Origin of the sequence: Variovorax sp. J31P207 (genome assembly GCF_030316965.1) — a bacterium.
In the GTDB taxonomy this organism is placed as follows: domain Bacteria; phylum Pseudomonadota; class Gammaproteobacteria; order Burkholderiales; family Burkholderiaceae_C; genus Variovorax; species Variovorax ginsengisoli_B.
The window spans coordinates 161,307-174,510 of the sequence record NZ_JASZYN010000007.1 but is presented as its reverse complement, the minus strand read 5'-3'; the positions used below and the strand labels follow the sequence as shown (position 1 = coordinate 174,510).

At 61.6% G+C, this 13,204-nt stretch carries 12 protein-coding genes; 6 read left to right on the top strand and 6 right to left on the bottom strand.

Annotated elements, in window-relative coordinates; all coding sequences use genetic code 11:
* The first annotated feature begins 14 nt into the window (after window positions 1-14).
* Together QTI68_RS23950 and QTI68_RS23945 are read left to right on the top strand one after the other, a co-directional pair.
* The gene (locus tag QTI68_RS23950) at window positions 15-326 is read left to right on the top strand and encodes a hypothetical protein (RefSeq protein WP_286525119.1); all 312 of its coding nucleotides are present in this window, start codon (window positions 15-17) and stop codon (window positions 324-326) included.
* Between the two features lie 581 nt (window positions 327-907).
* A complete protein-coding gene (locus tag QTI68_RS23945; RefSeq protein ID WP_286525117.1) occupies window positions 908-1,105 on the top strand; it encodes an AAA family ATPase in 198 nt (65 codons plus the stop codon).
* A 40-nt stretch (window positions 1,106-1,145) separates the two neighbouring features.
* Here QTI68_RS23945 and QTI68_RS23940 read toward each other — a convergent pair whose 3' ends face one another.
* Window positions 1,146-2,297: an NUDIX domain-containing protein gene (locus tag QTI68_RS23940; protein ID WP_286525115.1), complete on the bottom strand. Its 1,152-nt coding sequence runs from the start codon at window positions 2,295-2,297 to the stop codon at window positions 1,146-1,148.
* An 830-nt stretch (window positions 2,298-3,127) separates the two neighbouring features.
* Here QTI68_RS23940 and QTI68_RS23935 point away from each other — a divergent pair.
* Window positions 3,128-5,491, top strand: a complete 2,364-nt coding sequence (locus tag QTI68_RS23935; RefSeq protein ID WP_286525113.1) for an arylsulfatase — start codon at window positions 3,128-3,130, stop codon at window positions 5,489-5,491.
* Window positions 5,492-5,610: 119 nt separating this feature from the next.
* On the opposite strand, the gene QTI68_RS23930 is transcribed toward QTI68_RS23935, so the two are convergent.
* The 4 genes from QTI68_RS23930 to QTI68_RS23915 all read right to left on the bottom strand — a co-directional run bounded on the left by QTI68_RS23930 (window position 5,611) and on the right by QTI68_RS23915 (window position 9,122).
* A complete protein-coding gene (locus QTI68_RS23930) occupies window positions 5,611-6,267 on the bottom strand; it encodes a YceK/YidQ family lipoprotein (RefSeq protein ID WP_286525111.1) in 657 nt (218 codons plus the stop codon).
* Window positions 6,268-6,702: 435 nt separating this feature from the next.
* A complete protein-coding gene (locus QTI68_RS23925; protein ID WP_286525109.1) occupies window positions 6,703-7,272 on the bottom strand; it encodes a GAF domain-containing protein in 570 nt (189 codons plus the stop codon).
* A 37-nt stretch (window positions 7,273-7,309) separates the two neighbouring features.
* Entirely contained in the window at window positions 7,310-7,942 is a 633-nt protein-coding gene (locus tag QTI68_RS23920) for an ankyrin repeat domain-containing protein (RefSeq protein WP_286525108.1), read from the bottom strand.
* A 289-nt stretch (window positions 7,943-8,231) separates the two neighbouring features.
* A complete protein-coding gene (locus QTI68_RS23915) occupies window positions 8,232-9,122 on the bottom strand; it encodes a helix-turn-helix transcriptional regulator (RefSeq protein WP_286525106.1) in 891 nt (296 codons plus the stop codon).
* Window positions 9,123-9,216: 94 nt separating this feature from the next.
* Between QTI68_RS23915 and QTI68_RS23910 the strand changes: the two genes are divergently transcribed.
* A complete protein-coding gene (locus QTI68_RS23910) occupies window positions 9,217-10,536 on the top strand; it encodes an aminotransferase class V-fold PLP-dependent enzyme (protein WP_286525105.1) in 1,320 nt (439 codons plus the stop codon).
* The gene (locus QTI68_RS23905; protein ID WP_286525103.1) at window positions 10,533-11,030 is read left to right on the top strand and encodes a RidA family protein; all 498 of its coding nucleotides are present in this window, start codon (window positions 10,533-10,535) and stop codon (window positions 11,028-11,030) included. Before QTI68_RS23910 ends, QTI68_RS23905 begins: the two co-directional genes overlap by 4 nt.
* Window positions 11,031-11,345: 315 nt before the next feature.
* Here QTI68_RS23905 and QTI68_RS23900 read toward each other — a convergent pair whose 3' ends face one another.
* Window positions 11,346-12,230 (bottom strand): LysR substrate-binding domain-containing protein, encoded by an 885-nt coding sequence (locus tag QTI68_RS23900; RefSeq protein WP_286525101.1) that lies wholly within the window; start codon window positions 12,228-12,230, stop codon window positions 11,346-11,348.
* A 185-nt stretch (window positions 12,231-12,415) separates the two neighbouring features.
* On the opposite strand from QTI68_RS23900, the gene QTI68_RS23895 reads away from it, so the two are divergent.
* A complete protein-coding gene (locus QTI68_RS23895; RefSeq protein ID WP_286525570.1) occupies window positions 12,416-13,165 on the top strand; it encodes an SDR family NAD(P)-dependent oxidoreductase in 750 nt (249 codons plus the stop codon).
* Window positions 13,166-13,204: the final 39 nt, after the last annotated feature.

Genomic DNA, 13,204 nt, shown 5'->3' with positions numbered 1-13,204 from the left:
ATAGGAGTCAGGCAATGCGGAAATCCGATGATGCAAAGACACGACCTTCTCCCCAAGGAGCTGCAAGCAAAGCCCGTCCGGCCGAGACGCTCCGCCGTCAAATGGGAGAAGCGACAAAGCTCGTGGAAATAAGGAGTGGTCTTTTCCTCAACGTGGACCAGATCGTCACCTTGCGAGTATTGCCGCAGGAGGATGGCGACACCTACGCGATCCTGCAGCTTTCGAATGGCGACAAGCTAAACCTCACTCGGGTCGAGTTCGCATTGATCAGCGGTACGGAACCTCGCTTACCCGTCCAGCTGCCGCAGGGTTATCGAGCGACGTAGTGCTTCAAGTCCCCATGTCGACCGGAGCCGCGTCTGCTCCGCTCGAATTGTGATTCTTGCAACGTCCCCTCATGCCCTTTGTGGGAGCGACGTTGAGATAGCAGAGTCGATCCGAGCCACCGTTCACTCTTCAGCTTGGTGCCCCTAGCACCTCTGGACGGCGCAACTTGCAAGTATGTGGCTCCCCAGCGCGCCAGCGCGGCGTTGTCGGTCGCATCGTGCGGACGTTGAGCGCCGTCGAGCCGGGGGCCTAGGCGGCCCAGACTGCATCGAGCGACTGCTTCGCGGCAACCACGTATGGCCACCGGACGAGTGTCACGTCGTCGGAGCGCTGCCTGAGCTCGTCACCCTGAAGCTGTCAGCTGCAACCGGGATGCCTCGCGAACCTGACGTTGCTTTCTGCGATCCGGCCAACCGCTGCCGCGGCGCCGCTGCCGGCGGCGTGCTGCTGCAACGCTGCAACAGCTGGGCTGCGCCGTCAAAGACAATGGCGCCTCTGGCACGGTGCACCGACGGACGGCGCGCCAGGGCGCGCCGCCCTTGCGCCACACGCGTCCACGTCAACCCGATGCGGACACACCATGAACATCGAATCGATCCACCTCAAGAGCTTCAAGGGTTTTCGTGACTACCGCCTGATGGACGTTCCGTGGTGCCTGATGGTCGTGGGCGCCAACGGCTTGGGCAAGAGCACGCTATTCGATGCATTCGGCTTTCTGCACGACTGCCTCAAAGGCAATGACCGGCAGGCGTTGACAGCCTCTACGGCCCCCGCCTAAGAGCGCGGGCTGAAACGACGCAGTCGAGCGAGCAACCCGGTCAGCGGCCCGCCAACCATCTTCGCTTTTCGTCGGCCGCCTCCAGCAGCTTCTTGTTGGCTTCAGGATAGGCAATCTCGTAGGCAGCCTTGTACGAATACCACTTGCTGCGGCGCAGCCGATCGGTCGGCTTCCACTGCTCCAGCTCTTGCATCAGGTAGTACTGGACACGCACTTCTTTCTCTTCGCCCTCGGGTCGATACGTCGAGACCGTGAGAACTGTCTCGATACGTGCGAACACGCCGGTTTCCTCGCGCACCTCGCGCACCGCAGTAAAGAGCGGATTTTCCTCGGCCTCGATGTGGCCCTTGGGCAGCACCCATTTGTTCGGGTCGGCCTTGGCCTCGACGAGCAGCCACTCGACGTCGCCTTTTGCGCTCCCGGCATCTCTTGCTTTCCTGTAGACGAGACCGCCGGCATGGGTCGGCTCATCGGCCTCTCGATCTCCTGCAGGGAAGGCAATCTTGCGGGCGTGGCCCTCGAGCGCGATAACGGCCCAGTACGCCTGGCTCGACGCCTTGTGCCGCTGCTCCATGTAGCGCCAGAACGCCAGTAGCAGGAAGACGAACCAATAGATAGCGAACGAGTGCCGCCGATCGGGGCCGACGGCAAACGGCAGCAGGAGGAGAACGACGACGAGGCTGCGAAAGAACTTCGAGTCGGCCTCGAACCTCTGCACGGGCGCCAGCACCTCCGGCTTTTCCAGAGCCAGGCGCAGCTTGGCCCATTGAAACGTGTTGACGGCGTCGGCTGCCTGCAATGGATTCAGGTAGTTCCTCTTGATCGCCCCTACTCGATCGACCGCTTGATCCTTCTCGCGCTTGAACACCAGCCAGAGCAGAAACCGCTGCCACTTGGGGCGCAGCGTACCCCACCGGGCGAGCTCTTTCAGCCGCTGCGTCTGGGTCGTCCGGCGAGCCATGTCGTAGAGTTCGTCGAACCACGATCCCATAAGAAAGATGTAGTGGCCGAGAAGATAGCTGCTGAAGAAAAAGACGAGCCAGGCCTCTGGCACGCCCATCGCGCTGAAGCTGCGGTCGAGGACCCGCGAACCGACGCCGTCCTTAATGGCATACGACAGCAAGGCGCCGGGCAGCAGGATCGAGAAGAAGTCCATCAGGCCGATGAAGAACTTCTGCGGCTCGAAATTCATGGCGCCTCCATGTCTCGGTGCCGCGACGATACGCCTTAACCCAGGGGGTAGTCGATAGCAGTCACAGCCTTTGGGGTGGACAGCGGGCGGAGACCTGCGCATCGCGCGGCGCAGAACCTGTCGCCAAGGCGCATCAGCAGGGTCATCTGCCGGTAAGCCCAAAATGGTCTGCCAACTTGGCGAACGTCGGAATTCTCCACCCGCAGCTGAGCCAATCGGCCGGCCGTCGCCGTGAGCACGGTGGAGTCGAGTTGTCATGCGTCAGCATCCTCGCGCGGAGGCGCCGGCACCACCATCGACCGCAGCTTGGCCTCCGGCGCCAGCACGCCGTGGAAGCAAATCAGGTACAGGCGCGGGCGGGAACCGTCGCAGCCAGGCGCTACATGAGCCGACTTACATTCTAGAATTGCGTTTAATTTGAGATGGCACGCCCTTCCAACTATTGGCAGAACTTTGTTACGCGACCGTCCGCTTTGAGGTCAGTACGCCGGGGCAGCGAATGTCGCTGATGGGTCGAGAGCGGCGTCGAGCGGCTGCTCTCTGGCATCCACTTAAATGGCCGGTGATGGCCGGTAGGCCCAGTTCGACGGCCCGGCTCGAAAGCGTGCTTCAGACTGGTTGCTGCCGGTCGCATGATCCGTGGCTGTCGTTGATGGGCCCTGAGCGGAAGGCGAACAACGGCCAAAGGGGAAGTTCGGGAAGGACTGTCCTACTGCGCTGAGAAGCGCTTGGGCAAGTAGGCACGAAGCGGGGCCTGCGTAAGACAATTCCTACGCGCCTTCAGCATGGACGCTTCCATACTGCGACGGCTACATCAACCAGGAGCACCCATGGCAAGGAATCCCAAGAAGGTAGCGATGTTTCCAGAAGCCGCTGGCGCAGTGAATCCGGCTTCGACTCCGTCCATCTTGCCGCGGCCGGACTTCCATTTCGAGGGCGAAGTCGGCCGCACGTTCCTCGACTCCGATCCCGCATCATTCCCGCAGCCCGTCAAGGCGCCAAGGGGTGCGCCGAACATCGTGCTGATCCTCATCGACGACTGCGGCTTCGGCCAGTACGGCACCTTCGGCGGCGGCATTCCCTCGCCCACCATGGACAGGCTCGCGGCCGAAGGCCTGCGCTACAACCGCTTCCACACCACCGCGCTGTGCAGCCCGACGCGAGCAGCCCTGATCACCGGGCGCAACCACCACTCAACTTCGTTCGCCGGCATCACTGAAGTCGCCACCGGCTACGACGGCTATTGCTGCATCCTGCCCAAGAGCTGCGGCACCATGGGCGAAGTGCTGCGCCAGAACGGCTACATGACGGCCTGGATCGGCAAGAACCACAACACGCCGACCTGGGAGACCAGTGCGGCCGGCCCCTTCGACCGCTGGGCCAACAGCCTGGGCTTCGACTACTTCTACGGCTTCAACGCCGGCGACATGAACCACTGGAATCCGATCCTGTATCAGAACCGGGACCTGGTGCCGGCATCGAAGGACCCGGACTACCACCTCACGACCGACCTGGCCGACAAGTCCATCGCCTGGCTGCGGCAGGCCAAGAGCATCGCGCCCGACCGTCCCTACTTCCTCTACCTCGCCACCGGTGCCACGCATGCGCCGCACCACACGCCCAAGGAATGGATCGCGAAGTTCAAGGGCCAATTCGACGGCGGCTGGGACAAATACCGCGAACAGGTCCATGCGCGCCAGCTCAAGCTGGGCGTGATCCCAAAGGGCACCAGGCTCACGACGCGCTCCAAGGGACTGCCGGCCTGGAGCTCGCTCAATGCCGACCAGAAGCGGCTCTACGCACGCATGATGGAAGTCTTCGCCGGCTATGCGGCGCACTGCGACCACGAGCTCGGCCGCGTGGTCGAGGCCTGCAAGCAGGTGCCCGACGCCGACAACACGGTCTTCATCTACATCGCGGGCGACAACGGCGCGAGCGCCGAAGGCGGTCTCGAGGGATCCCTCTGCGAGAACATGTTCTTCAACGGCTTCGCGGAGAAGTGGGAAGACAACCTCAAGGCCTTCGACGATCTCGGCGGCCCGAAGCATTTCAACCACTTCCCCGCGGCCTGGGCGCACGCGATGAACACGCCCTTCCAGTGGACCAAGCAGGTGGCCAGCCACTTCGGCGGCACGCGCAACCCGATGATCATCTCCTGGCCGGCGCGCATCAAGGACAAGGGCGGACTGCGCGACCAGTTCATCCACACCATCGACATCGTGCCGACGATCTACGAGCTCTGCGGCATCACCGCACCGACCGATCTCAACGGCGTGCGGCAGAAGCCCATCGAAGGCGTCAGCTTCGCCTCGACCTTCGGCGATGCCGCCGCGCCGAGCAGGCGCAAGACGCAGTACTTCGAGCTCGGCTGCAACCGCGGCCTCTACCATGACGGCTGGATGGCCTCCTCGCCTTCCTTCGTGCCCTGGGACCCGAACCGCGCCGAATGGGACCCGGACAAGGCGCCCTGGGAGCTCTACAACATCGAGGAGGACTTCTCGCAGGCGAACGACCTGGCGAAGAAGTTCCCGCAGAAGCTGCGCGAGTTGCAGGACCTGTGGTGGGTGGAAGCCGCGAAGTACAACGTGTTGCCACTCGACTGGCGTGCCAGCATCCGCATGAATTCCGAGCTGATGGGCCGTCCCAGCCTGGTCCGCGGCCGAAACCGCATGACCTACTACCCCGGCACCATCGGCCTGCCGGACGCGGCCTCGCCGCCGATGTGCAACAAGTCCTGGACCATCACCGCCGACATTGAGCTCCTCGACGACAAGACGGAGGGGATGATCGTCACGCACGGCGGCCTCGAAGGCGGTTACGGCCTCTACTTCCGCGACGGTGTGCCGACCTTTGTCTACAACTTCCTCGGCGCCGAGCGACCGACCTTCAAGGCCAAGGCACCTATACCCAAGGGGAAGATCAAGCTGGTCGTCGACTTCAAGTACGACGGCGGCGGCATGGGCAAGGGTGGCAAGGTCACGATGAGCGCCAACGGCAAGAAGCTCGCGGAAGGACGGCTCGAGCGCAGCATCCCCGTTCAGTTCTCGCTCGGCGAGGGCCTGGACATCGGTATGGACATCGGCTCGCCGATCGATTTCACGTACGACCTGCCCTTCGTCTTCACCGGACGGATCGGGAAGGTTGACGTGGAACTCGGGCCAATTGCGGTAAAGGCAGCTGCGAAGAAGGCGTAGTCAGCTCTGAAGGGCCGCTATGTGGAAGACCGCATCCTGTCACATCCCCGCCGGCACGGACGGCCCGAAATGTTCCAGGTGCTCAATGATGCGCGTCTTCAGCTTCCGGTCCTTCTTGGTCAATTTCCACCGGCCGCTTCCTTCGAGCAGTTGCCGAACTCGCAGCGAAAGGCAAGTGTCTGGCCGTTAGAGCATTCAACGCTGTATCGCTCGAAGCCAGGCCCTTTCTCTTCAAGAACGGCCCGCGGCACGGCGCTGCAGTTCATGCCCTTTGCAAGCTTCTCGGCGACGTACGTATCCCGGCCCGTCTTGAGGGCTGGCGATGGAGGTCCAATCTGCGTGGCGGCGACATGTGTGACCTTCACGTTCGGGTCCATGTTCTTATAGCCTTTACGGGCCATGCAATCGACCAAGGCCGATTGCTGCAACCTCGGCTCCGCGCGCTCGCCGCTCGGATATGCCTCGTCGTACACCGCAGTTGCGATACCCCCGACCAGGGCCGCGCCCACCACCGCTACAGGAAAGACGATGGCCGCGCCAATCACGATGACGTCCGAAGTGTCGCTGCCGTACCTCTTGGTGCGCTGCACTCGCAGATTCGACGCTACGGTCCGGCATGTTTCAACATCCCTGGCAAAGACATCGACCTGAACACCCTCCATATCGACCATCGGAGCATAGGCCGCGCCTGAACCTTGACCAGGCACAGTCGACGGTTGGGTTGCGCAGCCGCAGGCGAGCAAGACCGCGCAGATTGCACTCAATGTGTTTTTCACAGATTCAGAACGGTGGCGATTGTTGCTTGACAGCTGTCAGTGCGCAAGCGCGGATACCGAGCATGTATGTCAGGCCCGCGGATAGTACAGATGTCGAGGGGGTGCGGAGGTCCGGTCCTGGCCGACTGCCGTCCCGATGCGCTGTGGCGCCTGCGCAGAGCGATTGTTGATTGAACAAAAGAAGGCCCGAACGAAACGGGCCTTAAGGGGTTGGTCCTTGATGCCTACCCAGGGAGAAACCAAGCCCTCACGGTATTCCGATTGACGTCAATCACAAGTCGGCTGAAGGTTCACACTGTTGGCACTATTTCACGAATCCGGCCTATTTGGAGGCAAACCAAGTCGCGGGTGAGGTCGAAGGACTGCGTCTGGCCGATTCTCGTCGTAGAGGCTTGCCTCTGGACGGCGCTCATATGTGCGCGAGGTATTGACCAGCTACGCAGCCGGCAGCGTCTCGGGGTAGGGCGGCACATGACCGCCAAGTGCGAGATAGCTGCTCACCATCAGCATCAGTTCGAGATTCACCTGTTCCGGGTCCCGAGGAACCAGGTCGTAGTGACACAGGGTGCCAAGAATTGCGCCTGTCGAGTCCATCACAGGCACGCCGCAATACGTCAGCACGGTGTCCCTCGCGGGGTGAGCGGAAACGCGCTCATCGAGCAAGGAATTTGGAGTTTTGAACGGTTGCCCCGACTCCCTCACGTAGCAGCAATAGGTTGCCGTGTCGGCGACTTCCGTGGCGCGCGTGGTTTCCGGCGACTCCTTGTCGAAGTGCACGGCCGCATTCGCCTTTCCCTCGGAAAACCGCCAGATGCCGATGTATCGGTACTCCGTCAGGCTGAGCAGGTAGGCGAGCGCGTCGCGCAGTCCCCCGCTTCTATGGGTGACGACGAAGTTCGCGAACGCCGTCGACGTGGGGACAGGGGTATTCATGCGGTTGATTTTGCCAGCGAGCGACGGCCTCCGTTCTGGCTGTTTCCATTCCTCTGCAGTGGGCTTCAGCATCCGCCCGGACCCCGCCAGGTGCTTCCGGGCCGATGCCCTACTTGGGCCTCGTGTTCCTAAGGCCGTCCAGGCGGTTGATGAGCTGTTCCGGCAGACGCCTTGCCCGTGCGATGTCCACTGCGTCGCGACCTTTGAAGTCGGCAATGGAGGAATCCGCCCCAGCCTCAATCAATAGGTTGAGTGTCTTGAGCCTCTTGAGCCTCGCCGCATAGAAGATGGGCGTTTCACCATGCACGCGCAGGTCTAACTTGGGCTTTGCAGTGAGCAAGGTCTGGCACATTTTCTCGTCATCGCGCCACACGGCCGCCCAGAGTGAGTAGCTTGCGTTTGCTCCCAGCTTCACAAGGAAATCGACCAGCGGCAAGTTCTCGCCGCGTGCGACTGCGTACCAGAGCGGTGTCGCACGAAAATCACCCTCATCCCCTTCCATCGGCACCTCGTCCTCGAGGTCAGCGCCGGCGCCGAGGAGCGTAGCTACCGTCTTGAGTCCGTGCGCTTCTCCGAGTTGCGAGCTGCCGGGTTTCACGGCGCAGGCAAGGTGCAGCACCGTACGACCCTTGGGGTCGCTCGCGCTGACCAACTCTGGCGCCCTGGCCAAGGTCGATGCGACCTCGGGCTCGTCCCAGCGCTTTGCAGCGGCGAAAAGTGATGTCCTGGACGGCTGGCGCATTCAAGTCTCCAAGCTTGGTCTCTGTCAGCGTACGGCGTCATCGCCAGCGCGGTATTGCGCGGCCGTCGTGACGACATGGGACGCGAAGCTGGTTTGAGTGCGGTTCATCGCATCGGCAAGCGCTCGGTTGCGCGGTCGCGGGTCGGTCGTCAGCAGATTGGCCAGCGTCACACCGACTGAAAGTGGACGTTGATGCTTGCGTACAGCTTCGAGTCTGGAACCTGGCACGGAGCTCAATCGTCACTGGACCGAGGTGACCGATCCCCCGTCCGGTGCTCTGAGGATGACCCTATCCTGCTTCTCGCTCGCGAATTTCATCCAGATAGTTGTAGATCGTAAAGCGTGACATATGGAGCGCTGCTGCTGCCCGGCCCACTGCGCCCTTGACGATGAAGAGGCCCCGTCTGAGCATTTCTTCGACGGCGTGCACCTTCTCGTCCTTTGACATGAACTGCACGGGCTTGCCAAATTTATGCACGGCTGACTGAATGATTTCGCCCATCAACGCATCCATGTCGGGCGGATCGCTGTGCACCTCATTCGCCGTGGCAGAGGGCGGCCTGCCATGAATGGATTGCTCGAGCCAGGCATGGGCAAGCTTCAGCACCGTAAGGTCGGCGTTCATGCACAGCGCAGCAAAGGGGATGCCCTCCGCGTCCCTGTAGACAACGGTCGCAGATCGCAGGGGTGTTCCACTCGGGCTGAGAGTCGGATAGGCATCGACGACCGAATGACCGCTCTGCGCTGTATCAGTGGCCGCTGTCAATGCAGCGGAGAACGCCCGGTCGTCCTTCGGTCCGGTGAGGATGGGGCTGCCAACCTCGCGACCCGAAACGTGGCCATTTGCGATCGCGGTGACCGACGCGCTGGGATTGGTGAGGTCGTGGAGGACCAACTCGATGTTCGGGCCCAGCATTGAACCCATCATGTGCACCACAGGCTTGAGAACTTCCATGATTCGCCGACGCTCTTCCTTGAGGGCCGCAGGAACTGGTGCAGCTTCGGCGTTGCTGGATGTTTGTCGCTTGGTACGCCGGGGCTTCAGAGTAGCCGTTGGCGGGGGCGAAGTCTGTGCGTTGGTTGGGGAGCGGGGCATAGCGAGTGAAATCCCTAATCGACGTTTCAACAAAATGTAGAACAATTGAACTTGGTGTTGAATTTTGGCATAGGTCTTGCTCAACCCCAGCTCGGCCTTGGACGAGTCGCCCCACTGTAGGGCACTTACGCGCCAAGATTCAACATATTGTTGACATCATCAACATGGAGTTTCAAATATGAGCGATTCGGAAAACACGACAGCGCATGCTACTTCTCGGCGTCGCTGGCTGAAGACTGTGGGCAGCGCGTCGGTAGCGGGCGTCCTGGGCGGACAACTCGCCGCTTGCGGCGGCGGAGGTGGCGCTTCGGGAGGAATTCTGCCTATCGGCACAGCAACAGCGGCCGAACCCCCTGCGCCCACGCCGACGCTGCCGGCGAAGGCGCTCTTCCCTGGCGTGGCCGACCGCGTCTTCCTGAACGGAGCCGCTGATCACCCATGGAACACCTATGCCAAGGATGCCCTGGCGTCGTATGCGCAGTCGAAGACAACGCTTGCGGGCGGAAGCGCGACGGCCACGGCGAAATTCGCGGCCCTGATCAATGCCGATGCGGATGAGGTCACGTACGTTCCGAGTACATCGATGGGTGAGTACCTCGTCACGAAGGCCCTAGGTTTGCCCGAGTCTGGTGGGCGGGTAGTGACCGACGCGCTTCACTTCGTCGGGTCCTTCTACATGTACGAGCAGTATCGGCTTCGGGGAGTGGACGTCATCACTGTTCCAATGGACGCGGACTACCGCATCTCACTTTCCGCGCTGGATGCGGCGATCTCGCCTGGAACCAAGCTTGTTGCGATTTCGCATGTGTCGCTGTACAACGGATTCACTCATGACCTCAAGGCGGTTTGCGACCTGGCGCACTCGCGTGGGGCGCTCGTGTACGTCGACCTGATTCAGTCCGCTGGCAACATGCCTATTGACGTCAAGGCTGCAGGTGTGGACTTTGCCGCATGCGGTACGTACAAGTGGCTCATGGGCGATTTCGGCTTCGCGTTTCTGTACGTGCGCAAAAGCCTTCTGCCCCAACTTGGGCGCCCGTGGTATGGCTATCGCCAGACCCGCAACTTTGCGGCTCCGATTCTTCATGTGTATCCGCTTGATCCGCCGGGCAGCGTCCCATACGAAAGCGTTCAGATCAACTCAGTCGCTGGGTACTTCATGGGATCGTTCCCAGCAAGTGCGATCGAAGCGGCCTGCGCGGCCTCGATCGACTGGATTCAGAGCGTGGGCCCCGACAAGATTCAAGCCTATCGAAAGCCCATGACCGACGCTTTGCAGAACGGCTTGAGGGCCAGAGGCTTTCAAGTGGTGACGCCGACCGATTCCAACTCGGCCATCGTGACATTCGCCTATCTGAACGCATCCCAGTTGGCGCCGCGGCTTGCACCCGCGAAGATCGAGATTACTTTGCGCGCAAATCATGCACGCATCTCGCCATCTGTCTTCAACGACATGAGCGATATCGAAAAATTTCTTGTAGCGATCGGTGCCCCATGAGTTCCAAGCACTTTCGATCAAATCCACTGTCTTGCGGCTATGGCGCCGCCGGCCGCTTGCTACTCCCCATAGCGCTTGCTGGCCTCGCAATCTTTTTGGTTAGCGGTTGTGCGGCTCCGAAGCATTTGAACTCCGGAAAGGTGCTTCCCACAACACTGCCATTCTCCGAGGCAGTGCAGGTGGGCCCGATACTCTACCTGTCAGGCCAGATCGGCAACATTCCCGGGAGCCTCAAGCTGCCCTCTGGTGGCATACAGCCGGAGGCCAAACAAGTGATGGAGAACATCAAGACATCACTGGAGGCGCATGGATACACGTTGGCCGATGTAGTGAAGTGCACCGCGATGCTGGCCGATATGAATGAATGGAACGCCTTCAACGACGTCTACAAGACCTATTTCGCGGCGGGGAAGTTTCCGGCACGTAGTGCGTTTGGATCAAGCGGCCTGGCGTTTAACGCTCGCGTCGAAGTCGAGTGCATCGCGGCTCGCTGAGTTGGTGACGCATCGAGGCGACTCGAGCGCCTCACAGCTGGCGCAAGTCGCCCTGTTGCGGCATGTGGGTATGGCCTGCCGGGGGTCGGTTCGTTCAATGAGTCGGCTTGAGGTGCGCGTGGCAAATGACCGCTTTCTGCCGAAAAATTCGAGAATTCCAAAGTCGCAGATGGGCCCGGTGCCGTCTTTCGTTTGGGAATCCACAAGGTCCGCTGCAACGGAAAGCGGGCGTTCGCAAAGCACGCAACGCGCCGCATGGGCTTGGCAGTGAAATGCTCCCTATGGCCAGCGCTGAAGTTAGCGCCGTGAGTGCGATCAGCTTCTTGCCGCTTCGCCGTGGATCCATTCCAGAAACGCCTTGACGGAGGGTCGCTTGGCGTGCCGTGGTGGATACACGGCGAAGTGCGCCTTGACCTTGACGGCTTGATCGAGGCCGAACACAGGCTTCAGCTTGCGCTCGGCGATATGCTTGGCGGCGATCGTCGTGCTTTCAAGCGCGACGCCGAGGCCCTGAGTGGCGGCATCGAGCGACATCTGGGCCCGATCGAAGCGCACGGCGAACCAGTCCGGCGCCCGCTTGTCGCTGAACTGCCCAAACCAGTCCGACCACTGCACCACGCTGACATTGCTCTGAATCAGCTTCACGGTGGAAAGCTGATCGATGCGTTTCAGGCCGTGCTGCTTGATGAACGCAGGACTGGCGAGCGGCACGATGCGTTCCTCGAACAAGGGTTCCACCACCAGGTCGGGCCAGTTCGGTATGCCGTAGCGGATGTCGACGTCGGACTGTCCGAGGGCGAAATCGCTGGGCGTGTGCGCAGCTGACAAGTTGAGCGAGATGTCCGGGAAGGCCTGCGCGAAGCCGCGCAGCCGCGACATCAACCAGAGGCTCGCGATGCTGGGCGCCGAGTGCACATACAGGCTGTTGCTCACGCCTTGGCGCAAGTCGTCTGTCGCGGATGCGATGGCCAACAGCGCGCCGCCAACTTTCGACAGGTACATGTCCCCCGCAGCGCTCAGGCGCACGCCGTGCGCGCTGCGCTCGAACAACCTCACGCCGAGATGCGCTTCGAGACGCGAGACCTGATGGCTGATGGCCGAGGCAGTGAGATTGAGCTCAGACGCTGCAAGCGCAAAGCTTCGTCGACGCGCTACCGCCTCGAACGCCTGCAGGTTGGTCACGGCGGGCAATGTGGACATAGGGTCAACCCGGTCGTTGGATGAAAGAACGTCATCTTAGGCTGAAAACACTTCGCTTGTCGTCATGCTCGCACCGGACGACCATTGGCCCCAATGCAACGAGACCACTTCGCTGCAGGCGGTCACAGACAACAAATTTGCATGTCCGCGCCGCAGCCGCTTCACACCACTCTGGAGACAAATCGATGCTTCTCAAAGACAAAGTTATCGTCATCACCGGCGGCGCCGGCCTCAACGGTCTCGGATTCGCTACGGCGCGCCTGATGGCTGCCCACGGTGCACGGGTCGCCGTGCTCGACCTGGAGCGCGCCGACCCGGCGGCGGCGGCCGCGCAACTTGGCCCGGGCCATCTCGGCATCGTGGCCGATGTCACCGACAAGGCTTCATGCGATACCGCTGCCGCAGCGGTGCTCAAGGCATTCGGTCGCATCGATGCGCTGGTCAACAACGCGGGCATCACGCAGCCGGTGAAGACGCTCGACATCAGCGGTTCGGACTACGACCGCGTACTCGACGTGAGCCTGCGCGGCACCTTGTACATGTCGCAGGCCGTCCTGCCGGCCATGCAGGAGCAAGAGAGCGGGTCGATCGTCTGCATCTCGTCGGTTTCCGCGCAGCGCGGCGGCGGCATTCTGGGCGGTCCGCACTACTCCGCGGCGAAGGCCGGTGTGCTTGGCCTGGCACGCGCGATGGCACGGGAGTTCGGTCCAGTCGGTATCCGCATCAACAGCATCACGCCCGGCCTGATCGGCACCGACATCATCAAAGGCAAGCTCACCGAAGAGAAGAAGGCCGAGATTGCCGAGACCATCCCGCTCGCCCGCCTGGGCCGCGCCGAGGACATTGCTGGCGCCTGCGTATTCCTCTCCAGCGACCTGTCGCTGTATTGCACGGGCATCACGCTCGACGTCAACGGCGGCATGTTGATCCATTGAGTCATCAGCGACCGCTTTCACTTCTACAACCAGGAGACA

Bases quoted from the DNA above. Each gene is read 5' to 3' on its own strand.
- QTI68_RS23950 (WP_286525119.1), top strand. From the start codon at position 15: ATGCGGAAATCCGATGATGCAAAGACACGACCTTCTCCCCAAGGAGCT.
- QTI68_RS23945 (WP_286525117.1), top strand. From the start codon at position 908: ATGAACATCGAATCGATCCACCTCAAGAGCTTCAAGGGTTTTCGTGAC.
- QTI68_RS23940 (WP_286525115.1), bottom strand. From the start codon at position 2,297: ATGAATTTCGAGCCGCAGAAGTTCTTCATCGGCCTGATGGACTTCTTC.
- QTI68_RS23935 (WP_286525113.1), top strand. From the start codon at position 3,128: ATGGCAAGGAATCCCAAGAAGGTAGCGATGTTTCCAGAAGCCGCTGGC.
- QTI68_RS23925 (WP_286525109.1), bottom strand. From the start codon at position 7,272: ATGCTGAAGCCCACTGCAGAGGAATGGAAACAGCCAGAACGGAGGCCG.
- QTI68_RS23920 (WP_286525108.1), bottom strand. From the start codon at position 7,942: ATGCGCCAGCCGTCCAGGACATCACTTTTCGCCGCTGCAAAGCGCTGG.
- QTI68_RS23910 (WP_286525105.1), top strand. From the start codon at position 9,217: ATGAGCGATTCGGAAAACACGACAGCGCATGCTACTTCTCGGCGTCGC.
- QTI68_RS23905 (WP_286525103.1), top strand. From the start codon at position 10,533: ATGAGTTCCAAGCACTTTCGATCAAATCCACTGTCTTGCGGCTATGGC.
- QTI68_RS23900 (WP_286525101.1), bottom strand. From the start codon at position 12,230: ATGTCCACATTGCCCGCCGTGACCAACCTGCAGGCGTTCGAGGCGGTA.
- QTI68_RS23895 (WP_286525570.1), top strand. From the start codon at position 12,416: ATGCTTCTCAAAGACAAAGTTATCGTCATCACCGGCGGCGCCGGCCTC.